Here is a 25,767-nt window from a genome sequence, read left to right as displayed (position 1 = left end):
TGCCAGACACCGTCGACGGTGACGACCACGGGGTCGTACTCGCGGGTGCACAGGATGCCGCTCTCGCTCCCCAGGGCGGTGAAGTCACCGTCGACGCGGCGCAGTTCGGCGCAGGCCGAGACGGGGTCCGGGTGCGTGCCGGACGGCCTCGGGGCGCACGACAGGGTCACGGCGCGCTCGGGGGTGACTCCGATCGCGGTCTCGCCGTGGCCCATGGTCAGGACCAGGGCGGAGGGGGCGTAGAGGGTGGCGGGCGCCGCTTGCGCGGTCCCGGCCATGGGCGCGGCAAGCGCGGTGGCTGCGAGGGCGAGGGTCGCTGCCCGGCGCGCGAAGTTCCGCATTGCGTGCTTCCTTCCGCTCGATTGCGTTGAGTGCCGGACCGCACGCGGTGAGTGCCGACCGGCGAGCGCGAGTCTGCCGAGTCCGCCGCCGAAACTCACATCGACCCCATCGGTTTCGGTAACCTTGCGTATTGAATCAGTGGCGTGAAGTGACAGTGTTCGAACGTTCCAATCGCCAATCTGCGCGGATCTTGATCGTTTCGAGTGGCCGAATGGCTGGTTTCACGGGCCTCGTTAATCGGCTTGAAACATTCCGAATCTGTCGCACACCGGCCCCCGCAGGACGCCCGGCGTTCAGCCGGAGGTGGTCGAACCATCCACTTCGCGCACGGAAGATGGATGAACCGCCCTCCGGCCCGGGGCGTGATCCCGGCCGTACGGTCGCCGGCTCTCCCGAGAACGGCCCCCGCACGCTGCGGGAGTCCGTGCGCACCGGCTGATCCCACGACGGCGTACCGGCCGGTATGGTCGCGTTCGACGCAGGCTCGACGGCGAGAGGCGGACGGATGGCCAAGCACTGGGCGGACTTCCAGTACGAGATCTACCTGGGCGGCATGACGGGAGCGATACCCCGGCTGCCCACCGACCTGACCCGGCTCGAAGAGCTGACCGAGCAGCGGCTCGGCCCCGGACCGGTCGGCTATGTCGCGGGCAGCGCCGGCGACGGCAGCACCGCCCGCGCCAACCGGGCGGCCCTGCGGCGGCGCCGGATCGTGCCGCGCATGCTGCGCGACGTCCACGAGCGCGACCTGTCGGTCGAGGTGCTGGGCCGGGCGCTGCCCGCCCCGCTGGCCCTCGCCCCGGTCGGGGTGCTGTCCATCCTGCACCCCGACGCCGAGCCGGCCGCCGCCCGGGCCGCCGCCGCGCAGGGCGTGCCGTACATCCTGTCCTCGGCGTCCAGCACGCCGATGGAGCAGGTGGCGGAGGCCATGGGCGACGCGGAGCGCTGGTTCCAGCTGTACTGGGCCAAGGACCGCGAGGTGACGCGCAGTTTCCTCGACCGGGCGAAGAGGGCGGGGTTCAGCGTCCTCGTGGTCACGCTGGACACCCCGCTGCTCGCCTGGCGGCCCCGCGACCTCGACCAGGCGTACCTGCCGTTCCTGCACGGCGTCGGCACCGCGAACTACTTCACGGACCCCGCCTTCCGGGCCGGTCTCGCCAAGCCGGTGCACGAGGACCCGAACGCGGCCGTGCTGCACTTCGTCGGCATGTTCGCCGATCCCGGAAAGACCTGGCCCGACCTGGCCTTCCTGCGGGAGCACTGGGACGGGCCCATCGTCCTCAAGGGCGTCCTGCACCCGGACGACGCCCGGCTCGCCGCGGAGGCCGGGATGGACGGAGTGGTGGTGTCCAACCACGGCGGCCGTCAGGTGGCCGGCTCGGTGGCCGCGGCCGACGCGCTGCCCCGGGTCGCCGAGGCGGTCGGGGACCGGCTCACCGTCCTGTTCGACAGCGGCATCCGCACCGGCGACGACATCGTCAAGGCGCTCGCGCTCGGCGCGCGGGCGGTGCTCGTCGGACGGCCGTACGCCTACGGGCTCGGCCTCGACGGGCAGGCGGGCGTCGAGCACGTCATCCGCTGTCTGCTCGCCGAACTCGACCTGACCCTCGCCCTGTCGGGCCACGCCACGCCCGGCACCGTGACGGCCGCCGCCCTCGCGGAGGACGGAGCGTGAGCGCCCGGCAGAACGTGCTCGCGGTCGTCCCGCCCCACATCGGCGGCCGAACGGCCGGAGCGGGGCTCGCCCGGCTGTTCCCCGCCGAGACGGACGTCACCGTCGTCGAGGCCACCGACGAGGATCGAGCCGCCCTGCGCGCGGCCCGGGTCATCGTCACGGCGCTCGCCCCGGTGACCGCCGAACACCTTGCTGCCGCTCCGGACTTGGCGCTGGTGCAGTGCGCGAGCCATGGCTACGACTACGTCGACACGTCCGCCGCGCGGGCCCGCGGGGTGACCGTGTGCACCATCGGCTCCAGCGGCGCGGAGGCACGCAACGTCGCCGAACAGACCTTCGCCCTGCTGCTCGCCCTCGCCAAGCGGCTGGTCCCCGCGCACAACGCCCTGGTCGAGGCCGACTGGGCACTGCCGCGTCTGCAGCGCAGCCTCACCGAGCTGTCCGGCAAGACCCTCGGCATCGTGGGGCTCGGGCAGATCGGACGGGAAGTGGCCCGGCGGGCGGCGGCGTTCGACATGACCGTGGTGTACGCGGGCCGGCGCAGGGCGGCGCCGGAGACCGAGGAACGGCTGGGCGGTGCCCTGCACGTCCCGCTGGAGGAACTGCTGCGCACCGCCGACTACATCACCCTGCACGCCCCGCTCACGGACGAGACCCGGCATCTGCTGGACGCCGAACGCCTCGCCCTGCTGAAGCCGACGGCGTTCGTGGTGAACACGGCCCGCGGCGCGCTGATCGACCAGGACGCGCTCGCGGACGCGCTGGAGCGGGGTGCCCTGGCCGGGGCGGGGCTCGACGTCTTCGACCCCGAACCGCCCACCCCGGCCCTGCGCCTCCTCAAGGCCCCGAACGTCGTCCTCTCACCCCATGCCGCCGGCGTGACCCGTGAAACGGTCGTCCGCATCGCCATGGCCGCCGTACGCAACGCGTCGGACTTCCTCGCCGGCGGAGTACCCCGGGACGTGGTGGTCCCCGGTCCCGGGACGTGAACGACGCCGCCCCGCACCGGGCCGCAGCCGCGAGCGGAGCGTTCACGCTCCGGGGCCTTCCTGAAGCCGGTCGGCGAGGGCACGGGCGATCGAGTCGGTGACCGAGTCGGGCTGCCACGCCCACTGCCCGTTGGGGTTGCACTCGAGGAAGTACCAGTCGCCGGCCGGCGTGACGGCGAAGTCGAACGCGCCGAAGACCAGCCGGAAGACGGCGAGGTAGGCGGACACCGAGCGAGCGACGCGGTCGGGAACGGCGATCGGCGTGCACTCCATCAGGGACTGCCGCCGCCGCCAGTCGAGATCGGGACTGTCGATCCGCACCGCGAACAGACGCTCGCCCACCACTGTGAGACGTACGTCGAACGCCTTGGCCACCTTGGTCTGGAACAGGTGCGGGCACAGGGACACGGCGGCGGTGATCTCGTGCGGGAGCACCTCGCGCACCCACACCTGGTGTGCCCGGCCGTCCACCGTGCAGGGCGTGTTCCAGAGCGGCTTGTAGACCACCTGGCCGGTCTGCCGGGAGGCGAAGGCCCGCGCCTGCTCGGGGTCGTTGGTGATCAGCGTGCTGGGGACCCGCAGGCCGCAGCGTTGCGCGGCGGCGAGCTGGGCCGGTTTGTGCTCCGCCGCCCGGTTGCTCCACGGGTGGTTGACGTAGTGGGCTCCGTCGAGCGACGCGAGGATGCCGCCGACGCCCCACAGGGATTGCGAGGCGGCGAACCGGCGCTCTCCTCCGTCCAGTCCGGGCGGGCCGTCGAAGGGTGAAGGACGACGCGTCCAGACGGAGCGCACCTCGGTGAGGTCCAGCTCGCGGCTCGGCGTGCGCAGGGTGCCGCGCTGATCACCCGTACGGTACGTGGCGGTCAGCGCGGCACCTCTGTGCAGGTCCGTGCCGGGGTCGAGACGCACCACCGGGACCCGGCGCTCCGCGAGGATCCGCAGCACCAGGTCGGTGGTCACGTCGTCGGGGCTGGTCAGCACCAGCACCGACCCGTTCGGGCCTGCCGTCATCAGTCGCTGTCGGAGTCCGACGCGTTGTCGGAGTCGTAGCTGTCGGCGGTGCTCGTACTCGTGGAGCTCGACGTGCTGCTGCCGGTGTGGTGGCTGTGCACTTCGATCCTGCGGCCGTGTTCGTCGACGATGCCGGCGATCTGCGTCTCGGGGTCGATCACCACGGTGCGCGGGGGAACCGCGCCGGTCTCGGCATAGGGTGCCATGCGGGTGATGCCCCAGGGGGCGCCGGGGTTCGGCGTGTCCATCGTCCCACTCCCTCGCTCTCGGCTGTTCGTGCGGATGCTCCTCCCCTGTCCGGGGAGGTCGGAGGTCTTCATGGCCGCTCCGGGCGAGGTGTCGCTCGCGGCCCGGGCAGGCGCGGCGGCGTCCTCACGCGCCGCGGACGAATTCGATGTGGACCGAGGCGAGGAACGGCTGCACGCTGACGCACTCCCAGCCGATCGCCTCGACCGCCGTGATGATCTTGTCGATCTCCTTGCGGACCGCCTTCATGGAGACTCGGGCGCGGGGGTCGATGTCGAACCCGGCGAGGAACGTCGGATCACCCCTGTCGTAGGCGGTTCTGGCACTGGAAATGACCCGCTGCATACGCCACGCATGCGTCAGCCCCATAAGTCGGTCCTCTTGGTCGCGGTTCGCTCCGGAGAGAAGACGGCCGGCACGACACCGACGCGTCTCCCGGACTGCCGGCCGGGGCCCGCTCCAAGCGCCTTGCTCACGCAGTCCTCGCCGCACGATGGCTCCGGAGCGGCCCGAAGGGTGTGCGGCGATGTGTTCATCCTGGCGAGGGGCGTTGAAAAGAGGATGAAATCCCGGTTCAGCGACCAGTCGGGGGCGGCGGCGCGACAAGGGGATGAGGGGTGGCGGTCGTGACCGAGGCGCGCAGGCGTGCGTCGCCACTCGCCGCTCACCGCAGCGGCGCGTGTCCGCCTGGGCTACGCGAACTCGCCGGATGCGGGGCGGGAGCGGGCGACGGCCCGCTCGAACCGGTCGCGGGCCCGGGCGAGGTCTTCCGTCTCGGCCTGGTGCCAGCCCAGCCGGTTGCGGATCTCGGCCTTCAGCGCGGTGCCGGGCCGTTCTCCGACCGCCGCAAGAGCTCGGGCGTGCAACTCCGCCGCCCGAGAGAGATCGCCGAGGCACTCCTCGGCGGTGGCGAGTCGGCCGAGGACCGCGGCGAACAGCGGGATGTCCCCCACCCGCTCGGCGAGTCCGGCAGCCCTGCCGAGCGCGTCGGCGGCCTCCGCGTACCGCCCACGGTCGAGTCGCAGCGTCCCCAGGCGGAACAGCGTCTTGCTCAGGATCCTGGGTCTGCCGATCCTCTCGGCGATGCCGACCGACGCCTCGTAGCACTCCTGCGCCTTTTCCAGCCGTCCCGTCTGATGGTGGACGGCGCCGACGTTGGCCAGGTACATCACCGTGAGCCAGTCGTCGTCCGCGCCCCGGGCGAGGTCCGCCGACGCGGACAGGAGCGCGGCGGCCTCGGCCGGTTCCCCTGCCGCGTTCGCGAAGATACCGAGGGACCCCAGGGCCCGGGCCTGCTCGACCACGTCTCCGGTGCGGCGGCTGATCTCCAGGGCGTCGCCCAGCCAGCGGCGCGCCTCCTCGTAGTGGCCCTGCAGCCCGTGCGCGATGCCCATGCAGGTGCGCAGTTCGGAGACCATGCGCCGGTCGGTGGCCTGGTCCACGAGCGGCAGCACCTTCTCGACGGCGGCCCGGCACTCGTGGTAGCGGCCTTGCCGGGTGAGGTAGTCGCACAGTCCCTCGGCGAGCCGGCAGGCGTCGTCCACGTGGCCCACGGCCGCCGCCCGGGCGACCACGTCGACCAGTTCGCCGCCCACAGCGTCAAGCCACGCCGACGCCTCCTCCCAGCCGGCGAAGGGTGCGGTGTCCGCCCGCGGGCCGGTGGGGAAGGCGAAGGGACCCCAGTCACTGGCGCGGCGGGCGGCGAGCACGTAGAGCCGGAACACCCCGGTCCGGGCCGCCGCGACGTCCGCGGGGTACGCGGCGACGACGCGCCGGGCGTAGACCGCGACCAGGTCGTGCAGGCGGTAGCGGCCCGTGACGGTCTGCTGGACGAGATTCACCTCGACCAGGCGCTCCAGGACGACTTCGGCGTCGGAGGGTGTGATGCCGAGCATGGCGGCCACCGCCAGCCGCTCGAACTCCACGGTGGGTGAGAGGCCCAGCACACGGAACGCCCGGCGTTCCGCCTCCGGAAGCTGCTCGTAGGAGACCCGGAAGGCCGCCTCCACGCTGCGGTCCTCGGCCGCGAGCACAGCTAGACGGTGCTCGTCGTCGGCCAGCCGGGCCGTCATGCGCCGCACCGCCCACAAGGGCCGGTTCTGCATCCGCGCCCCGACGATACGCAGTGCCAGTGGCAGCCGGTCGCAGAGGCGGGCCAGCTCGCGCACCGCCGCACGCTCCGGAGCGGAGCCCGGGCCGCCGACCGCGTGGGTCAGCAGGGCCACTGCCTCTTCCATGTCCAGCGGCGCCAGCGAGATCCTGCGGTCGGCGTCCAGCCCGGTCAGCCGCTGACGGCTGGTCACCAGCACGACGCTGCCCGGACCGGCGGGCAGCAGCGGAAGCACCTGTCCCGCGGCGGGGGCGTCATCGACCACCAGGATCAGCCGGAGGGCCGCGGTCGCCGCTCTCCATGACGCCGTCAGGCCGTCGAGGTCATCGGCCGGGCCGTCCTCGCCTTCACCGATCTCGCCGACTGCCCGCAGCAATCGGTGCAGCACGCGCTGCGGGACCGCTGCCTCGCACCCCTCGCGGTGACCACGGAGGTCGACGAACAGGCAGCCGTCCGGAAAGCGGTCCCGCATGGCACGCGCGGCGCGCACCACCAACGCGGTCTTGCCGACTCCGGCCATGCCCTCCACCGCACGGACCGTCACCACCCGCTCATCGGCCGGCCCGAGGAGCACTTCCAGTTCCTCGCTCCGCCCGGTGAAACCGCTGACCTCGACCGGCAGCTCGTCCCGCGCGCGCCGTCGCGGGCGAACGGTCGCGGGCCCCCGGCCCGTCGGTCGGCCCGTGGGTGGCGACGCGCCGGCGAGGACAGTCTCGTCGGCGCGCAGCACCGCCTCATGGACCCGCCGCAGCTCACCGCCCGGCTCGGTCCCCTGTTCCGCCACCAGACGGCGGCGCACCTTGGCGAAGACGGACAGCGCGTCGGCTTGCCGGTTGCCGGCATAGAGGGCACGCATCAGCAGGGCGGCCAGGGACTCGTTGTGCGGATGCGTCTCCGACAGGGCGAACAGCTCGCCGACGACCTCGCTGTGGCGGCCCAGCCGCAGCTGGCACTCCGCCTTGTCGTGCACCGACGCGAGCCTCAGCTCCGCCAGCCGTAGCCGCTCCGCCTCGGCGAACGGCCCGGGAACGGCGGCCAGGGGATCGCCGTGGAACAGCTCCAGGGCGCGGGACCACGCGCTCACCGCGGCGGCCAGGTCACCGGAGTCCCGCGCGGCGCGCGCCTCGGCGAGGATCTCCCTCAGCCGGGCCACGTCCGTCGAGACGTCGCGTGGGTCGAAGCGGTAGCCACCCCGTTCGGTCACGATCGGGGAGCCGGCGGGGCCCCCTCCCTCGGGGCCCAGGCGTCTGCGCAGCTGGTGCACGTAGACCGGGATCACCTTGGCTCCGGTACCGGGCGGCTCCGGACCCCATACTCCGTCGAGCAGCTGCTGCCGGCTGACGGTCACGCCCGGCCGCAGCAGCAGCGCCGCCAGCAGCGCCTGCTGGCGGACGGGGCCGAGGTCCAGCCGGACATCACCGCACCAGGCCCGCAGCGGCCCGAGCACGGCGAAGCGAAGCCGGCCGCAGCCCGTCACCAACTGCCCCTTCGACGGCACCTGGAAAGTGTATGTCCGCGTCTCTCGCGGGCCCAGGTGGCGTCTTGGCGCTCACCCGAGTCCAGCTCGAAGGGCCTCTGCCTTCGGCGCACCGAGGCGACCATCCCCGAACGCGCGGCCGGCGCGCGGGGCCGAGCCGACGCCGGGAACGGCCCTGCCGCTTGGACAGGGCCGCCGTCCACCGCTGGTACGACGCCGCCGACCACTGTCTCCGTCGCCCAGCAAGGGCAGGGCGTCGGCCCGCGACGACCGGCAGCCGCGGCCACCGGCACCCCGACGTCCGCCTCGCCGCCGATACCGGGGCCGACGCCCTCATCCGGTCGGCCACTTGGCCGGCGAGACGCTGCCCAGTTCCGGTCCGGCGCGGCTAGCGTGCCTCCGGCAGCGCAGCCTGGCGGGCCGTCGCGGAGATCGTTTCGGCGGCCGAGAGGGAGTCCGCCTCGGTGGTGGCCGGGTCGGCGGACCAGCGTTGCGCGGGAGAGCCGTCGCGGACCTTGACGACGAGGTCGGCGCCGGGCGCGTCGGTGGCGGGCGCGAGGGCGAGCTGTTCGTCCCAGCGGGGCAGGAGCTCGCCCCGCGGGGTGAGTTCGTAGCGCACGTCGTCCCCGCGCTCGTCGTCCGCGTCGGCGCAGGTGCCGAGGATGACGACCCCGGCGTCCGCGTGCGAGTCGAGGCAGAGCCCCGGGTCGGCCACAGAGCGCAGCAGTCCGTCGTCCTCGTACGACCACTGCTGGGTCCACTCCTCCGAGCAGGCCGCCGGTCCGGCCTCCGCGCCCGCCTTCGGCTCGCCCCGGATGTCGAGGCACAGACCGGTGGCCGCGTTGCGGAACCTGGTCTGCCGAGGTGCGCTCGGCAGCCGGGCGGCGTCCGGGGGCACGGTGACCGCACCGGTGCCGGGGACGGCCGAGTCGCCGCGGTCGGCCGCGCCGGCGGAGGCCGCGGGGTCCGCGTCACCGTCGTACGACAGGCTGGTGGCGAGGACGGTCGCGAGCAGTCCGGCGGAGGCGATGCCGACACCGGTGCGCAGTGCCCGGGCGGAGCGGGCCGCCGCGCCGGGGAACCTGGGCAGCACGCGGGGGCGTCCGGCGCGGCGGGTGCCCCGGGTGCGCGGGCGGTGCTGGGTGCGGCCGGGCCGGGAGTCGAGGTAGCGGCGGGCGCCCCAGCCGAGCACCGCCTCGGCGAGCAGTGCGCCGAGTCCGTTCTCGACGTGGCTCAGCTGGTCCGCGGCGTCCCGGCAGTGCCGGCACTCGGCCAGATGGTCCTGGACGTCGGGGAGCAGGGCGCCGCCGCGCCGGATCGGCACGTCCAGCAAGCGGTTGTAGAAACGGCAGTCCGGACCGGGGGCGAGTTGCCGATGGGCGCGGACGCAGCCTTCCCGGAATTTCTCCCGGGCCTGTTCCAGGGTGATCGCCGCGGTGTCGGTGTCCATGCCGAGCAGCGCGGCGGGGAAGTCGAGCGGTTCGGCTTCGACTTCGGTGTGCCACAGCAGACAGCGGGCCGGGCCGGGAAGCTCGTGGAAAGCGCGTTCGGCGAGCTTGCGGTTTTCCGGTGTCATGGACTTGGCGGCGCGCATACCGCGTCCGCCGGCGGGTTTCCGCAACTCGGGGAGGGCGGAGGCTATTCGGTCCTCGGCGGACCACTGCCGCACGGTGTCCCGCACGGTGACGAGCAGCCGCGGGCGCAGCGCGACGCCGCTGTCGCCGAGGGTGAGCCGGTCCAGGACCTGGTGGCAGGCGGCGGCGGTGACCATGGCGGCGACCTGCGCGTTCGACGCGAGGCAGATGCTCGCGTAGGCGTGCGCGGACGGCCAGTGACGGGCCAGCAACTGGGCAGTGGCCTGGGAGACTTCGGCGTCCGGGACGCCGCTGAGCCGGGCGGCCAGACTCTCGTCGGAGGGGCCGGGGACGCCGTCGGGGAACGGCGGTGGAGCGGGGTGGGGGGTGAGCACTGAGCGGTTTCCTTCCCACGTATATGGGACAGCCGGGAGTTCTGTTCGCCGAAAGGAGCCGGACGTGGAAGCCGGACTTGGTGCATACCTTTTTGGCGGGCTATCGGGAGCAGAAATTCCCGGTGGATCACCTTCGCACAACCGAGTCGTGCGCAACAAGGCGATCGGGCAACATCAGCCACACTGAAATGAAGTCAGATCGGCGGCAACTCGCGCCCCGCGCCCCGCCATTCGCTTTTCACCCGCACTCCGTGTGGGACCGGTGCCCGCGACGAGGGCGGCACGCACGCTCCTGGCCCGCCGTTCCTCCCGCCCTCGGTCGGCGGGCCTCCCCCGGAGAGCGGAGGAACTCGCCGGTGGAGCGGGAGCCGCGCCGTGGCGCCGTCAGATCTGCCAGGAGCGCAGCCGGTCGGCCGCTCCGTAGACGTCGGTCCTGCCGTCCATCAGGTCGCGGGCGAGGTCGACGAGGGCGCCGTAGGGCGGGTCGATGCCGGCGCCGCTGACGAACATGTAGGCCACGGCGGTGGCGCAGGCGAAGCGGGCGTTCGCCGAGGGCAGCGGGCGCAGCAGGGCGAGGGTGTGCAGCAGCGCGGCGGCCCGCCAGGCCGGGTCGGAGTCGACGCCGAGCCGGGGCGGGTCGACGCGGTGCCGGGCGACGGCCGCGACGAGCGCGGAGAAGTCGTTGATGGTCGGCTGGTCCGGCAAAACCTCTTCGTGCCGCTGGAGCAGCCAGGGCACGTCTATGTGGAGGACGGATGCCATCGTCAGGCGGCCCGTCCCTCGCCGCCGGCGGGCGGCTCGTCATCGGGGAAGGCTGCCGCGAATTCGTCGGCGTGGGCGGTGAAGAAGCGACGGAAGGCCTCCGCGCCTTCTTTCAGGGCCCGGTGCCGGGCGATGTCGGCCGCGGCGGCCTCACGGACGAGAGCCTTCATCGACGTCCCGCGCTCCTTGGCGATCTGCCGCAGGTCCTCCAGCTCGCGCTCACTGAACTCCACGTTGAGGGCTGGCATGGCCTCACGGTACCGCGCGGGTACTTACTCGTAAATATCCCCAGCTCAGAGAGGTCGGTGAACGGTACCGAGAGGTTCGAAAGCGGTCGAGATCGGCGAGATGCCTCTCACATTCGAACCCCTCGGGCACCTATACGAACGTGTTCAGTCCTGGTCCGCCACGAAGGCCGCCACCCGGGCCAGGGCCGCGTTCCAGTTGATCGTGATCTCGTTGGTCGACCACGACTGGATGTCGTCGATGTAGCAGAACTGGCCGACGCACCCCTGCAGTTTGCTCTGCGCCAGCGGGTCCTGGATGCTCGAGTTCGGGCCGCCGGACAGCGAGCCGGCCGGCGGGTTCGGCAGCTTCGGGTCGAGCTGGCGGGCGTACCAGCGGCTGTGCTGGTTCTGCGCGCTCACGTCGCCGTAGCCGGTGACGTAGGAGATGTTCAGCGCGTTGCGGCCCAGGATGTAGTCCATGGTCTGGACCGCGCCGTCACGGTACGTGGCGGAACCGGTGATGTCGTACGCCGTGGCCAGCACGACCGCGTTGTTGAGCACCTGGTGGGTGGAGCCCCAGTCGTACTTGTTGTCCTCGGGGGCGTACGGCAGACCGTAGGGGTGGGCCTTCAGGGTGGCCAGATAGCGGTCGGCGCCCTTCACGACGGACTGGCGGACCTTGTCCCGGCCGGGCAGCCTGCTCGGCACGGTGGCCAGGTCGAGACGGGCGGCCGCGGCGGTGCGGGCCCAGTCGAAGCCGAGCGGGCCGAAGATGTCGGCGGTGTGCACCGGGGACCTCAGGACGTGGTCCGCGAACCGCGGCTCGCCGGTGGTGAGGTACAGCTCGGCCGCCGCCCAGTAGAACTCGTCGTCGACGGCCCGGTCCGGGTAGGCGCCGCCGCCGATGCCGTCGTTCTCGTCCGCGTACACGGCGGGATGTGCCTCGGCCGCCGCCCAGGCCTTGCGCGCGGCGGTGAGCGCGCGCGCCGCGAACTCGGGGTCGTAGGGCTTGTAGAGCCGGGCCGCCTGGGCGGCGACGGCCGCGAGGTTCAGGGTCGCCGCGGTGGTCGGCGGGTGCAGCTCGCGCTTCTGCGGGTCGTCGCTCGGCAGCAGCGGCAGCCCGGTCCAGTTCTCGTCGTGGATCTTGTGGTGGGCCATGCCGGCCAGCGGCTGCCCGTCCGGGACCTGCATCTTCAGCAGGAAGTCAAGCTCCCAGCGCACCTCGTCGAGCAGGTCGGGCACCTTGTTGCCGCTCTCCGGGATGGCGAGCGTGCCGTCACGGAACCGCTCCACCTCGCCGGTGCGGGCGTGCCGGGCGCGCTCGTAGGTGCTCAGCAGCTCCCAGACGGAGATGCCGCCGTTCACGACGTACTTGCCGTGGTCCCCCGCGTCGTACCAGCCGCCGGAGACGTCGAGCCGGTAGTCGCACACGCCCGGCTGGCACGGCACGTCGGTGTCGCCCTGGTTGGGAGCCACGCCGACGTGGCCGGCCGGGCGGCCGTAGCCCGGTCGCAGGTCGTCGCGGATCGCGAGGCCGCTGCGCTGGGTGTAGTAGAACTTCGCCGCGTCGGTGGCCAGCCGGTCGTAGGCGCCGGTGCCGATGTCGAAGGGGCGGCTGGTCTGCCCGTCGGCGACCAGGGTGAAGCCCTTGCCGCGGGTCCGGTACGCGCCGAAGTCGACGGAGTGCACATTCTGCCCGGAGGAGGCGTCCGTGCCGCGCGGCACGGTCCAGCCGCGGGCGACCACGGCACCGTCGGCGTTCTTCAGCTGCCAGGGCAGCCGCTGGGTCGCGTCGGTGACGAGGGTGGCGTTCTTCGGCCCGGCGGGCAGGTAGGCGACCTGGTTCACACGGACCCGCGGCCCGGTGTCGGGCTCGTACGGCTCGGGCGCCACCCCGCCGAGCAGCGACACGTCGTCCATGCAGAACCGCCAGGGTTCGGCGCTGCCGCCGAGCTGGAAGCCGACCTGGGCCTGGGTGGTGTCGACGGGCGAGGTGAAGGTGTACGAGTAGCTGTTGCCGGAGACGCTGAGCTGCGGGCTGACCTCGAACCAGGTGTCGTACGGGGCCGCCGAGAGGCCCACGATGGCCCGGACCGTGTGGTCGGCGGGGGTTCCGTCGGCGTAGAAGGAGAAGCGGTACGACTCCCCCTTCACCAGGGTGAGGTCGTTCTGGCCGACGGCGGCGTCCCAGCGGTTGGCCGTGCCGCCGGGGACGTCGGCGCACAGCCGCCCGCCGGACAGGCCGGCGGTGACGTTGCTCGAGGTCCACCAGGGCTCGGTGGTGGTGTCGAAGGTGCCGTTCCTGACCTGCTCGACCTCGTCGGCCTGGGCCGGAACGGTGGTGAGCGCCGTGCCGATGAGTGCCGTCAGGGACAGCAGCGCGGCGGTTCTGCGTCGTTTCACGTCGGGGCTCCTCGGGAGATGCGGGTGGCGCCCCACGGTGGTGGGAGCGCTCCCAAGTTGCGGACGCAGGCCATCGTTGTGGGAGTCATGACATGCCGTCAACGGTCCGGAGGAGACTGGTTCGACTGGTTCGACCAACGACTCCTCCGGACTGCCGCGCCCGGCCCGGGCCGGGCGCGGCAGTCCGGAGCAGGATCTCCCTCAGCCGACCCGGACGCCCACCAGGCAGGTGTCGTCGTCCGTGTCCGACCTGCTGTACGTCAGCAGCCGGTCCAGCTGCTGGTCCAGCGCCGTCGGCGCCGTACGGGAGGCCGTGCTCAGCAGATGGGTCAGCGACTCCTCCACGGAGCTGTCGCGGCGTTCCACCAGACCGTCGGTGTACATCAGCAGCGTGTCCTCGGGCGCGAGCCGCACCTCGCCCTCCTCGAACGGCGCGTCCGGCACGGCGCCCAGCAGCATCCCCTTGAGCAGCGGCAGCGGTGCGGCCTCGCCGCCGCGGACCAGCACGGGCGGCAGATGGCCCGCCCGCGCCCAGCGCAGGGTGCGCTCCTCCGGGTCGTACAGCGCGCACACGGCCGTGGCGGTCACGGCACCGGTGAGGTGGTGCGCCACCAGGTTGAGCCACGACAGCAGCTGGCCGGGCCCGGCCCCGGTGACGGCCAGGCCGCGCAGCGCGTTGCGCAGGACGACCATGCTCGTCGCCGCCTCTATCCCGTGGCCCGCCACGTCCCCCACGCACAGCAGCACCCGCCGCGACGGCAGGACGACGGCGTCGTACCAGTCGCCGCCCACCAGGTTCTCGGTCTCCGCCGGGCGGTAGCGCACCGCCACCTCCATGCCGGGCACCTGGAGCGGGGCATGGGTCGGCGGCATGATCGCGTGCTGCAGCTGGAGCGCCAGCCGGTTGCGCTCGGCGGCCTGCTGCTCGGTGTGCGCCAGCTGGTCGCGGGTGGCCGCCAGGGCCACCTCCGTCCAGTGCTGGGCCGAGATGTCCTGGCAGGCGCCCCGGACCACGAACAGCCGGCCGTCGGTGTCGAGGACCGGCTCGGCGACGACGCGGATGTGGCGGGTGACGCCGTCCGGCCGCTGCAACCGGAAGGCCGCGGACGCGGGCCGCCGCTGGTGCAGCAGCGTGCGCAGGAAGCGGCCGATGGTCACCGCGTCGTCCGGATGGGCGTGCGCGGGCAGTTCCTCCAGCGGCACCGGCGGGCTCGTGGCGGGACGGCCGTAGAGGTCGAACATCTGGCCGTTCCAGGTGATGTCGCCCGTCAGCAGGTTCTCCTCGAACCCGCCGACGCGGCCGAGCCGCTGGGCGTGCTGGAGCAGGCTCGCCAGCCGGGCCGTCTCGTCCTCGATGCGCCAGATCAGCAGCACGCTGTTGCCGTGCCGGCTGATGCTGATGTCCGCCACCGCCGACAGCGGCACCTGGTCCACCAGCGCGGTCAGCCGCGTCCGCCGGGCCCGGAACGGCTCGCCGGTGGCGTACACCCGCTCGATGCGCTGGAACAGCTCGCTCCCCCCGGCGGTCATCGGGTACGCCTCCAGCAGCAGGGCCCCGCTCACCACCGCCCGGGGCCGGCCCGCCGGATCCAGGAAGCGGGTGTTGACGTGCTGGATGCGGAAGTCCGCGAGCCGCCCGGAGTCGTCGAGATACGGCTCCAGCACCAGGGCCGGGTCGTGCAGCCCGTCGGCGAGGTCCATCAGCTCCGCGGTGTCCGGCATGATCCGTGGCTCGTGCACCGCGTCCGCGCGGGGCGCGTAGGTCTCCAGGGTGTGGGCGCACAGCTCGGCGAGCGCCTCCACCTGGCGGACCACCTGCGGAGGCTGCGGCTCCAGCGGCGCGGGCCAGGCGATCTCCAGCACCCCGTGGATGCGCCCTCCGGTACCCGCGGGCACGGCGACCCGGCCACCGTCCGGGTGGGCGTTCCGGCCGATCGTGGGCAGCCCGGTCTCCGCCAGCGATCCCATCCACTGGCCGCTGCGCTCGGTCAGCGCGCGGCGCCCCACCGTCGCCACGTCCGGCGGCACGTAGCGCCACCGCGACGCCTCGGCCGGGGCGAACCCGGCGCTGCCCGCGAGGCTGAGCGAGCCGTCGGGATTGGCAGCCCACAGGGCCACGGCGACCGCGCCCAGCGGGCGCAGCGCGTGCTCCAGCAGCGAGCCGACGACGGCCTGCGCGTCGGGTGCGGCGAGCGCCGCGCTCTCCGCGGCGCGCAGGCGTACGGCGGCTTGCTCCCGCTGCTCCGCGCGAGCGCCGGTGGCGGCGGCGAGGAAGGCGTCGGTGGCCTCCGCCACCCGGTCCCGGGCCGCCTGGTTGATGACCTCCACGGCGAATTCCAGCGGGCTCATCCGGGCCTGCTCGGCCAGCTCCGCGAGCTGCCGGGCGGCTTGCGCCGGGCCGCAGCCGAGCCGCTCCACCAGGATGCCCTTGGCGAGCTCGACGAGCGCCCGCCCCTCCGCCTCGGCGTGCGCCGCCCGGACCTCCCGCCGCAGCCGCTCGACCGTGGCGGCGAGCCTGCCGACGGGCGAGGTCGCGGCGACACCCGCGAGATTGAGGACCCGGCCGGGCGAGACGGCGGAACCGGCGTCGCCGCCGTCCGTCCCCGCGCCGGCGGGCGCGTACGCCGGGGCGGTGCCCGTCCCGGCGGATTCCGGCGCGGACTCCACCGCGCCGGCCGCACCGGACCCCGGCGCGGACGCGACGGCGCCCGCCGCGCCGACGCCTGCCGACGGCGTGACGGCGCCCGCCGGGTCGGGCTGCGGCGCGGGCGGGACCGGGGCCGGTGGAGCGGCCGGGCCGGGCTCGGGCGTCGCGCGCGGCGGTGGTGCCGGGGCGGCGGCCGGGCGCGGCTCGAGGCCGTGCTGTTCGTCGGGACTGCCGGGTGTGGTCACAGTGGGGATGCTCCTTGGCGAGGCGCCGCGGGAACGCGAACGTCGGGGCGGGCCCCGCTCCGGCGGGGTGCGAGGGCGGGCTGCGGCGCGTTCACCGGGACAGCCAGCGCCGGACGCAGGTGATCAGGTCGTGGGTGTCGACGGGCTTGGTGACGTAGTCGCTCGCCCCCGACGCCAGAGACTTCTCACGGTCGCCCGGCATCGCCTTGGCGGTGACGGCGATGATGGGCAGTTCGGCGAACTGCGGCATTCTGCGGATCTCCGCCGTGGCGGTGTAGCCGTCCATCTCCGGCATCATCACGTCCATCAGGATCAGGTCGATGTCCGGGTGGGCGAGGAGCGTCTCGATGCCCTTGCGGCCGTCCTCCGCGTGCAGCACCCGGAACCCGTGCAGTTCGAGGATCCCGCTGAGCGCGAAGAGGTTGCGCGCGTCGTCGTCGACGACGAGCACGGTCCGCCCGGCGAAGGAGTCGTCGACGACGGTCTGCGGCACCTCCTGCCGCTCCTCGCCCCGCACCAGGGACAGCACGTCGCCCGGCTCCTCGGCCGACAGGTGCAGCGCGATGCGTTCGCGCAGTTCGTCGAGGCTGGAGAGGACCTCCAGTGCGCCGTCATCGGCGTGCGGGCGCAGCACCTGGGCCGCCCTGTCGGTGTGGTGACTGCTGTGCACCAGGACGGGGACGTCGGCCAGCGCCGAGTCGCCCCGCAGCGCCTCCAGGAACCGTGCGGCCTCGCCGTCGGGCATGTCGAGGTCGAGGACGACGCAGTGGCACGGATCGGCGGCCAGTGAGCCGGCCGCTTCCTGGGCGCCGACGGCGGTGATCAGGTCCACCACCGGCCGCGGCACGGCCTCGTCCGGGCTGTGCCGGGCGACGTCCGCGACGACGCTCTCGGCGACGAGGGTGAGCAGGCCGCGCGGCCGCTCCTCCACGACGAGCAGCCGGCGCCGGCGCGGGGCCGCCGCGCGCGGGCGCGGGGCGACGGGGATGTCGAGGTCGTTCTCGGCGGCGGGCAGGATCTCCGGCCGCTCCGGCGCCCGGTCGGCGATCTGCTCGAAGTCCGGGCGGGTGACCGGGAGGTACAGGGTGAAGGTGCTGCCCCGGCCGGGCGTGCTGTCCACGGTCACGGCACCGCCGAGCAGGTGGGCGATCTCCCGGGTGATGGACAGACCGAGGCCCGTGCCGCCGTACTTGCGGCTGGTGGTGCCGTCCGCCTGGTGGAAGGCGCCGAAGATGGCCTCCAGCTGCTGCTCCTGGATGCCGATGCCGGTGTCCTTCACGCTGAACGCCACGACGGGGCCGCCGTTGAGGACCCCTCTGGGCACCTCCTCGGACGCGGCGGGCTGGACGACGAGTTCGACACTGCCCTGCTCGGTGAACTTCACCGCGTTCGACAGGAGGTTGCGCAGCACCTGGCGCAGTCGTGAGTCGTCGGTGACCAGATCGCTCGGCGCACCGGGCGCGGTGGTCACCTTGAAGTCCAGGCCCTTCTGCGTCGTCATCGGCTGGAAGGTGGCCTCGACGTACTCGATGAGCTGCCGCAGCGACACCCGCTCGGGCGCCACGTCCATCTTCCCGGCCTCGACCTTGGACAGGTCGAGGATGTCGTTGATCAGCTGGAGCAGGTCGGAGCCCGCGGAGTGGATGATGCCCGCGTACTCCACCTGCTTCTGGGTGAGGTTGCGCGAGGGGTTCTGTGCGAGCAGCTGGGCGAGGATGAGCAGGCTGTTGAGCGGGGTGCGCAGCTCGTGGCTCATGTTGGCCAGGAACTCCGACTTGTACTTCGAGGCCAGCGCCAGCTGCTGGGCGCGCGCCTCCAGTTCCTGCCGGGCCTGCTCGATCTGGAGGTTCTTCGCCTCGATGTCGCGGTTCTGCGTGGCCAGCAGCGAGGCCTTCTCCTCCAGTTCGGCGTTGGAGCGCTGCAGCTCCTCCTGCTGGGCCTGGAGTTCGGCCGACCGGACCTGGAGCTCGGCGGTCAGGCGCTGCGACTCGCCGAGCAGTTCGTCGGTGCGGGCGTTGGCCAGGATGGTGTTGACGTTGACGCCGATCGTCTCCCGCAGCTGCTCCAGCAGGTCCTGGTGGATGGGGGTGAAGCGGGTGACGGACGCCAGCTCGATCACGCCGAGGACGTGGTCCTCGAAGAGGATCGGCAGCAGGAGCAGGGTGGTCGGCACGGTCCGGCCGAGGCCCGAGGAGATGGTCACGTAGTCGGACGGCAGCTGGTCGACGGCGATGGTACGGCGGCTGCGGGCGGCCTGGCCGACCAGGGAGCGGCCGAACGGGATGCGCTCGGGGCGCGCGTCGTCCTCGGGGCGGCCGTAGGAACCGACGAGCCGCAGCTCGGGGCCCTGCTCGCCGTCCTCGGCGAGGTAGAACGCGCCGTACTGGGCCGAGACCAGCGGGACCAGCTCGTCCATGATGAGTTCGGCCACGACGGGCAGGTCGCGGTGGCCCTGCATGAGGCCGGCGATCCGCGCGAGGTTGGTCTTGAGCCAGTCCTGTTCCTGGTTGGCCAGGGTGGTCTCGCGCAGGGACTCCACCATGGAGTTGATGTTGTCCTTGAGTTCGGCGACCTCGCCGGACGCCTCCACGGTGATGGACCGGGTCAGGTCGCCCTCGGCGACGGCGCTGGCCACCTCGGCGATGGCGCGCACCTGCCGGGTCAGGTTCCCGGCCAGCTCGTTGACGTTCTCGGTCAGCCGCTTCCAGGTGCCCGAGACACCCTCCACCTCGGCCTGGCCGCCGAGGCGGCCCTCGGTGCCCACCTCGCGGGCGACGCGGGTGACCTCGTCGGCGAACGCGGAGAGCTGGTCGACCATCGTGTTGATGGTCGTCTTCAGCTCGAGGATCTCGCCGCGGGCGTCCACGTCGATCTTCTTCGACAGGTCACCCCGGGCCACCGCCGTCGTGACCAGCGCGATGTTGCGGACCTGGCCGGTGAGGTTGTTGGCCATGGAGTTGACGTTGTCGGTGAGGTCCTTCCAGGTGCCGGCCACGTTCGGCACCTGGGCCTGGCCGCCGAGGCGGCCCTCGGTGCCCACCTCACGGGCCACCCGCGTCACCTCGTCCGCGAAGGCGGAGAGGGTGTCGACCATCGTGTTGATGGCGTCCGCGAGGGCGGCGACCTCGCCCTTGGCCTCGACGGTGATCTTCTGCGACAGGTCACCGCGGGCGACCGCGGTGGCGACCTGGGCGATGGAGCGGACCTGACTGGTCAGGTTCGACGCCATCACGTTGACGTTGTCGGTGAGGTCCTTCCAGGTGCCGGAGACCCCGCGCACGTGCGCCTGGCCGCCGAGACGGCCCTCGGTGCCGACCTCGCGGGCCACCCGGGTCGCCTCGTCGGCGAACGCGGACAGCTGGTCGACCATCGTGTTGATGGTGTTCTTCAGCTCCAGGATCTCGCCCCGGGCGTCCACGGTGATCTTCTGCGAGAGATCACCCTTGGCGACCGCGGTGGCGACCTGGGCGACATTGCGGACCTGGGACGTCAGGTTGCCCGCCATGAAGTTCACCGAGTCGGTCAGGTCACGCCAGGTCCCCTTGACGCCCTTGACGTCCGCCTGGCCGCCGAGACGGCCCTCGGTGCCCACCTCACGGGCCACTCGCGTCACCTCGTCGGCGAACGCGGACAGCTGGTCGACCATCGTGTTGATGGTGTTCTTCAGCTCCAGGATCTCGCCCCGGGCGTCCACGGTGATCTTCTGCGAGAGATCACCCTTGGCCACGGCCGTCGTCACCTGTGCGACATTGCGGACCTGGGACGTCAGGTTGCCCGCCATCAGGTTGACCGAGTCGGTCAGATCGCGCCAGACGCCCGCGACGCCGGGCACCTTGGCCTGGCCGCCGAGGCGCCCCTCGCTGCCGACCTCGCGGGCCACCCGCGTCACCTCGTCGGCGAACGCGGACAGCTGGTCGACCATCGTGTTGACGGTCTCCTTCAGCTCCAGGATCTCGCCGCGCGCGGGCACGTCGATCTTCTGCGAGAGGTCGCCCTTGGCCACCGCCGTCGCCACCTGGGCGATGTCCCGGACCTGCGTGGTCAGGTTGCCCGCCATGGCGTTGACGGAGTCGGTCAGGTCGGCCCAGGTGCCGGAGACACCCGGCACCTCCGCCTGGCCTCCCAGGGTGCCCTCGGTGCCCACCTCACGGGCCACCCTCGTCACCTCGGAGGTGAAGACGGACAGCTGGTCGACCATGCCGTTGAAGACGGTGGCGATGTCGCCCATGAGCCCGTCGGCGTCCTCGGGCAGGCGGGTGCCGAAGTCACCGTCCCGGACGGCCGTCAGGCCGGCCAGGAGCATCCTGAGTTCCTGGTCGCCCGGCACGGTCTCCGCGACCTCGCCCGTGCTGCTGGTCATGCGCACCCTCGTTCCCCTCCCAGGGGCAATGCCGACGGATCATCGATCTGTCCGAACGCGAAATACATCGCAGGCTAACAACCCCGTCGGCTCGCACAAAGTCTTCCCCCCGCCTCCACACTCTCCGCCCCCTTGAGGGACAATGGTCCGCCCCCGTACGCTCCCGCCGCTCCGCCCCGGCGACCGTGACACCGCCCGGCCGCGGGTTCGCGTCCACGGGGGAGCCCGACGCACTACGCTGGAACGGAAGTGACGCGCCTGTAACGGTGAGTATGCGCGATGGAGTGGCGACGATGAGCCCGGAGTACCCGTTCGACGAGGCCGCGACGGCCCGGGCTGTCATCGACGACGCCGGCATTGTGATCCAGTGGAACGAGGGCGCCCGGCGGCTGCTCGGCTGGACGGCCGACGAGGTCGTGGGGCGGCCCGCCGCCCGGCTGCTGGCGGACTCCGCCCCCGAGGTGAGCGGTCCCCGCTGGCACGGCACGGTGACTCTGCGTCTCCAGGGCGGCCGTACGAAGGACGTGTGGCTGCTCGCCCACCACCGCCGCCCCGCCGACGGCGGCCCCGGCCACTGGCTCGTCGTCACCCCGCTGGAGCCCTCCGCCCCCCGCTCCCCCGACGACCCGCTGAACGCGGCGTCGCTCATCCAGTCCCCCTGCGCCCTCGCCGTCTACGACGAGCGCCTGCGCCTGCACACGCTCAACGACGCCATGGCCCGGGTGATCGGCCTCCCCGCGGAGCGCGCCCAGGGCCTGAGGATCTCCGAGCTGGGCGGGAAACCGCAGAACGAGGAGCTGGAGCGGCACCTCCTCCAGGTGCTCAGCACCGGGCAGGCACAGGACGTCCAGACCTTCCTGCGCAGCGGCGGCGAGGACCGGGCGCACGCCTGGCTGGCCCGGATGGCTCCCGTCATCGACGCCGAGGGGCGGGTGCGGGGCGTGTGCCTGGCCGCCCACGACATCTCCGAGAACCACCGGGCCAGGCAGCGGCTGCAGCTGGTGAACGAGGCCAGCGTGCGCATCGGCAGCACCCTGGACGTCACCCGTACGGCCCAGGAGCTGGCCGATGTCTGCGTCCCCGTGCTCGCCGACTTCGTCAGCGTCGACCTGCTGGAGCCGCCCGAGACGGGCGCGCCGCCGTCGGACGGCATCTCCGCGCCGGTGTCGCTGCGCCGGGTCGCGCACCAGTCGGTGAATCCGGGCTGCCCGGAGGCGATGGCCAGGCCCGGGGACGTGGAGTCGCACCCCGCCGCCTCCCCCCAGGCGGACTCGCTGCTGGCGGGCCGGACCATCGTGGCGTCCCTCGGGGACGGCACCCTGGAGCGATGGCTGGAACAGGACGCCGACCGCCGCGACCTCTACCGGCGGTACGGCTTCCACTCCACGATCTCCGTACCGATCCGGGCCCGCGGCACCACCCTCGGTGTCGCCGTCCTCAGCCGTTCCCAGCGGCCGGAGCCCTTCTCCGCGGACGACGTCATGCTGGCCGAGGAGATCACGGCCCGCGCCGCGGTCTGCGTGGACAACGCCCGCCGGTACTCCCGTGAACGCGAGACCGCGCTCGCCCTGCAGCGCAGCCTGCTGCCCCGCACCCTGCCGAGGACGGCCGCCCTGGAGGCGTCCTCGCGTTACCTCCCCGCGGCCCGGGCCGGGGTCGGCGGCGACTGGTTCGACGTGATCCCGCTGTCCGGCATGCGGGTCGCCATGGTCGTCGGGGACGTCGTCGGGCACGGCATCCCGGCCTCGGCCACCATGGGCCGGCTGCGCACCGCGGTGCGCACCCTCGCCGACATCGACCTGGCGCCCGACGAGCTCCTCACCCACCTCGACGATCTGGTGGTCCGGCTGTCGGAGGAGTCCGGCGGCGAGGGCAGCCCCGGCGAGGTCGGCGCGACCTGCCTGTACGCCGTCTACGACCCGGTGTCCCGGCGTTGCACGCTCGCCCGGGCCGGGCATCCGGCGCCGATCGTGGTGCCGCCCGGTGAAGCGCCCCGGGAACTCGACGTGCCGGGCGGTCCGCCGCTGGGCCTGGGCGGACTGCCGTTCGAGGCGACCGAGCTGTATCTGCACGAGGGCACCGTGCTCTCGTTCTTCACCAACGGCCTGGTCGACAGCCCGGGGCGGGCCGAGGGGACCGGGCGGCGGCTGCTGCTCGACGCGCTGGCGTCGGGCGCCGGACCGACGGGTTCCGGCTCGGCGGGCCCCGGCTCCCTGGACGAGGCCTGCGACCGGATCCTGCACGCCGTGCTGCCGCCCGGCGGCTCCTGCGACGACGTGGCCCTGCTGGTCGCCCGCACCCATGGACTGCCCGCCTCCCAGGTGGCAACCTGGGACATCCCCGCCGACCCGGCGCTGGTCGCGCCGATCCGCAAGCAGGTGCTCGAACAGCTCAGCACCTGGGGGCTGACCGAGGCGTCCTTCACCACCGAGCTGGTGGTGAGCGAGCTGGTCACCAACGCCATCCGGTACGGCTCGCACCCGATCCGGCTCCGGCTGATCCACGACGCGGACACGCTGATCTGCGAGGTCTCCGACACCAGCCACACCGCCCCGCATCTGCGCCGCGCCAAGACCTGGGACGAGGGCGGCCGGGGGCTGCTGCTGGTCGCGCAGCTCACCCAGCGCTGGGGCAGCCGGCACACCCCCGAGGGCAAGACGATCTGGGCGGAAATGGCCCTTTTCGAGGAGGAGTAGGCATCCCGGCCCGGGGACGGGGCACCTCGCCCCCATGGCCCGTCCGTCCTCGCCCTCGCCTCCGTCATCACGTCCGTACGTCGAGCGGCACTCGCCGTCGCGCTGTCCGCGCTCGGAGCGCTGACCGCCTGCGCCCGCGGCACGGCCACGGGCCCCGCGGCGACCGCCGTCTCGGCGCCGTCCACCGCGAAGACGTCCGTGGTGTCGGCGCCACCCGCCGCGGAGACCTCCGTCGCCGTCTCCGCGCCCCCGGCCGGGAAGCCCTCCGCCACCACCACGCCGTCCGACGCCCGGTCCCCCGCCCCCCACGGCACCCGCTGCCGCACCTCTGAGCTGCGCGCGTCGGTGGGCCGCGACGACCCGGGCAGGAGAACCACCCGCTCGTCCTGACCAACACTTCCGCCCGCACCTGCACCGTGTACGGCTTCCCGGGCGCCGCCTTCGTCGACGCGTCCGGACGGCAGCTGGGCCCCGACCCGCGGCGCGAGCCCGAGTCGCCCGCGCGGGTCACGCCGGCGCCGGGCCGCAGCGCGTGGGCCGGGCTGTCGTACGCCGGCCCCGAGATCAGCGGGGCCCGTACGGCCACGCCGGCGGCGCTGGTCACCCCGCCGGACGAGCGGGAGCCGCTGCGGGTGCCATGGACGGCGGGCGAGGTGCCGGTGGGCGGCAACGAGTCGACGGTGTCCCTGACGGTGCTGCGGCCGGGGCCCGGTGCCTGAGCACCCGTCAGGGGCACCGGGTCCGTCAGTGCCCGGCGATCGGATGCGCGGTGTAGGGGCGCTCCAGCTCCTCGATCTCCTTGTCGGTCAGCTCCAGTTCGACCGCGGCCACCGCGTCCTCGATGTGGTGCGGCTTGGCGGCGCCGATGACGGGGGCCGCCACGGTCTCCTGGTGCAGCAGCCACGCGAGGGCCACCTGGGCGCGTGGGACGCCGCGGTCGGCGGCGATCCGGGTGACGGCGTCGACGATGGCGTGGTCGCCCTCCTGGTAGAGGGTGCTGCCGAAGTTGTCGCGGGAGCTGCGGTCGGTGACGGTGCCCCAGTCGCGGGTGAGCCGGCCGCGGGCGAGCGGGCTCCACGGCAGCACGCCGACACCCTGGTCCGCGCAGAGCGGCAGCATCTCGCGCTCTTCCTCGCGGTAGAGGAGGTTGTAGTGGTTCTGCATGGAGACGAACTTCGTCCAGCCGTGCCGCTCGGCCGTGTACTGCATCTTGGAGAACTGCCAGGCGTACATCGAACTCGCCCCGAGGTAGCGGACCTTGCCCGCCTTCACCAGGTCGTGCAGGGCCTCCATCGTCTCCTCGACCGGGGTGTGCGGGTCGAAGCGGTGGATCTGGTAGAGGTCCACGTAGTCGGTGCCAAGGCGGCGCAGGCTGTGGTCGATCTCGGTCATGACGGCCTTGCGGGACAGACCCGCGCCGTTCGGGCCGGGCCGCATCCGGCCGTGCACCTTCGTCGCCAGCACGATCTCGTCACGGCGGGCGAAGTCGCGCAGCGCCCGGCCGACGATCTCCTCGCTGGTGCCGTCGGAGTACACGTTCGCGGTGTCGAAGAAGGTGATCCCGGCTTCCACGGCCTGCCGGATGAGCGGCCGGGAGGCCTCCTCGTCGAGCGTCCACTCGTGCACGCCACGGTCGGGAAGGCCGTACGTCATGCAGCCCAGGCAGATCCGGGAGACGTCCAGGCCGGTCGAACCGAGCTTCACATACTGCATCGGTGCTGCTCCTGCCGTCGAGAGACTCACCAGGGAGCGTACGCATTCCTGGGGGCCTGTCCGGCCATTCCCGCCTGCCTTCGTGCGGAACGACGGGAACGGCCGTACAGGTTCCAGTACTCCACGACAGTGGCAGCGGCGGGCCGTGGCTCGGTGTCCTCTGCGCCGGAGGGACCGGTTCAGGGCATGTGCAACGGGTCCGAGGCGGGGTGTGGGGCGGGGCAGCGGAGCGTCCAGGAGTCGGCGGACTTCTGCCATGGTGCAGTGGATGGTGCTGGTGGCTCGTTTCTGCGGCGCGCCTTTCAGTGGGCTGGGCTGCGAGGGCGGCCAGGAACGCGTGGGCGAGCATGGCCAGGATGATGGGCCGTTACCAGCCCGGGTAACGGAGGACTTCGTACTGGTCGAGGCCGCATTCGTTCACAGTCTCGCCGGGATCCGACACCTGGTCACCCGCTTCACCGACCGACGGCCGGCACCCGCCGACCACATCCTGCACTGGCCGACCTGGCGACGCAGACCACAACACCAGGCCCGCCTCAGCCACTACGAACGACGCGGACAGACCCCCCAACTGGTCGGCAATAAAAGCATGCACCGTTGCAGTACTAGAGTGCGGCGCATGAGCCAGACTCCCGTCGACCCCGTCGCGCACAACCGCCTCGCCTGGGACCGCGAGGTGGAGCAGGGCAACGAGTGGTCACGCCCGGTCGGCCCCGAGGTGATCGCGAAGGCGCGGGCCGGCCAGTGGTCCATCGTCCTGATCGGGTACGAGCCGGTCGACCCGACCTGGTTCCCGCCGGAGATCGCCGGTCGCGACGTGCTCTGCCTCGCCTCCGGCGGCGGGCAGCAGGGTCCGGTGCTGGCCGCGGCGGGCGCGCGGGTGACCGTCTTCGAC

General features: G+C 72.8%; 16 protein-coding genes and 2 pseudogenes. 5 read left to right on the top strand and 13 right to left on the bottom strand.

Annotated elements, in window-relative coordinates:
- A partial coding sequence (locus CCN42_RS00665) for a subtilase-type protease inhibitor (protein WP_086732572.1) occupies nt 1–341 on the bottom strand: 341 nt, incomplete at its 3' end.
- Between the two features lie 506 nt (nt 342–847).
- Between CCN42_RS00665 and CCN42_RS00660 the strand changes: the two genes are divergently transcribed.
- On the top strand, nt 848–2,017 hold the full coding sequence (locus CCN42_RS00660; protein WP_086732571.1) for a lactate 2-monooxygenase: 1,170 nt from the start codon (nt 848–850) through the stop codon (nt 2,015–2,017).
- Nucleotides 2,014–3,006, top strand: a complete 993-nt coding sequence (locus CCN42_RS00655; RefSeq protein WP_086732570.1) for a 2-hydroxyacid dehydrogenase — start codon at nt 2,014–2,016, stop codon at nt 3,004–3,006. Before CCN42_RS00660 ends, CCN42_RS00655 begins: the two co-directional genes overlap by 4 nt.
- Nucleotides 3,007–3,048: 42 nt before the next feature.
- Here CCN42_RS00655 and tgmB read toward each other — a convergent pair whose 3' ends face one another.
- From tgmB to CCN42_RS00605, 10 genes are all read right to left on the bottom strand, one after another.
- Nucleotides 3,049–4,017, bottom strand: a complete 969-nt coding sequence (tgmB, locus tag CCN42_RS00650) for an ATP-grasp ribosomal peptide maturase (RefSeq protein WP_086732569.1) — start codon at nt 4,015–4,017, stop codon at nt 3,049–3,051.
- Nucleotides 4,017–4,265, bottom strand: a complete 249-nt coding sequence (gene tgmA / locus CCN42_RS00645; protein WP_086732568.1) for a putative ATP-grasp-modified RiPP — start codon at nt 4,263–4,265, stop codon at nt 4,017–4,019. Before tgmA ends, tgmB begins: the two co-directional genes overlap by 1 nt.
- 124 nt (nt 4,266–4,389) lie before the next feature.
- Nucleotides 4,390–4,608, bottom strand: coding sequence for a hypothetical protein (locus tag CCN42_RS00640; RefSeq protein WP_086732567.1), 219 nt, complete (start codon nt 4,606–4,608; stop codon nt 4,390–4,392).
- Nucleotides 4,609–4,955: 347 nt separating this feature from the next.
- On the bottom strand, nt 4,956–7,871 hold the full coding sequence (locus CCN42_RS00635) for an AfsR/SARP family transcriptional regulator (RefSeq protein WP_086732566.1): 2,916 nt from the start codon (nt 7,869–7,871) through the stop codon (nt 4,956–4,958).
- Between the two features lie 367 nt (nt 7,872–8,238).
- Nucleotides 8,239–9,819, bottom strand: coding sequence for an RICIN domain-containing protein (locus tag CCN42_RS00630; RefSeq protein ID WP_086732565.1), 1,581 nt, complete (start codon nt 9,817–9,819; stop codon nt 8,239–8,241).
- 384 nt (nt 9,820–10,203) lie between these two features.
- On the bottom strand, nt 10,204–10,581 hold the full coding sequence (locus CCN42_RS00625) for a toxin Doc (protein WP_086173059.1): 378 nt from the start codon (nt 10,579–10,581) through the stop codon (nt 10,204–10,206).
- Between the two features lie 2 nt (nt 10,582–10,583).
- A complete protein-coding gene (locus tag CCN42_RS00620) occupies nt 10,584–10,829 on the bottom strand; it encodes a hypothetical protein (protein ID WP_043505614.1) in 246 nt (81 codons plus the stop codon).
- A 144-nt stretch (nt 10,830–10,973) separates the two neighbouring features.
- A complete protein-coding gene (locus CCN42_RS00615; RefSeq protein ID WP_086732564.1) occupies nt 10,974–13,211 on the bottom strand; it encodes a glycoside hydrolase family 9 protein in 2,238 nt (745 codons plus the stop codon).
- Between the two features lie 201 nt (nt 13,212–13,412).
- On the bottom strand, nt 13,413–15,878 hold the full coding sequence (locus tag CCN42_RS00610; protein WP_086732573.1) for a SpoIIE family protein phosphatase: 2,466 nt from the start codon (nt 15,876–15,878) through the stop codon (nt 13,413–13,415).
- 316 nt (nt 15,879–16,194) lie between these two features.
- The gene (locus CCN42_RS00605) at nt 16,195–20,463 is read right to left on the bottom strand and encodes a HAMP domain-containing protein (protein ID WP_086732563.1); all 4,269 of its coding nucleotides are present in this window, start codon (nt 20,461–20,463) and stop codon (nt 16,195–16,197) included.
- 293 nt (nt 20,464–20,756) lie between these two features.
- Here CCN42_RS00605 and CCN42_RS00600 point away from each other — a divergent pair, with 293 nt between their 5' ends.
- Both CCN42_RS00600 and CCN42_RS45830 read left to right on the top strand, forming a co-directional pair.
- Nucleotides 20,757–23,159: a SpoIIE family protein phosphatase gene (locus tag CCN42_RS00600; RefSeq protein WP_086732562.1), complete on the top strand. Its 2,403-nt coding sequence runs from the start codon at nt 20,757–20,759 to the stop codon at nt 23,157–23,159.
- A gap of 416 nt (nt 23,160–23,575) precedes the next feature.
- Nucleotides 23,576–23,878, top strand: a complete 303-nt coding sequence (locus CCN42_RS45830; protein ID WP_339384489.1) for a DUF4232 domain-containing protein — start codon at nt 23,576–23,578, stop codon at nt 23,876–23,878.
- A gap of 25 nt (nt 23,879–23,903) precedes the next feature.
- Here the strand turns inward: CCN42_RS45830 and CCN42_RS00585 are convergent, their stop codons facing one another.
- Together CCN42_RS00585 and CCN42_RS46005 are read right to left on the bottom strand one after the other, a co-directional pair.
- Nucleotides 23,904–24,872 carry an aldo/keto reductase gene (locus CCN42_RS00585; protein ID WP_086732559.1) on the bottom strand — a complete coding sequence of 323 codons (969 nt, stop codon included), beginning with the start codon at nt 24,870–24,872 and terminating at the stop codon, nt 23,904–23,906.
- A 179-nt stretch (nt 24,873–25,051) separates the two neighbouring features.
- Nucleotides 25,052–25,290: pseudogene (locus CCN42_RS46005) on the bottom strand (IS701 family transposase); the annotation flags it as partial.
- A gap of 201 nt (nt 25,291–25,491) precedes the next feature.
- Between CCN42_RS46005 and CCN42_RS00580 the strand changes: the two are divergent.
- Nucleotides 25,492–25,767, top strand: a pseudogene (locus CCN42_RS00580) (SAM-dependent methyltransferase); the annotation flags it as partial.

The organism is Streptomyces glaucescens (assembly GCF_002154375.1).
Taxonomy (GTDB): domain Bacteria; phylum Actinomycetota; class Actinomycetes; order Streptomycetales; family Streptomycetaceae; genus Streptomyces; species Streptomyces glaucescens.
This window is presented reverse-complemented; position numbering and strand designations above follow the sequence as displayed.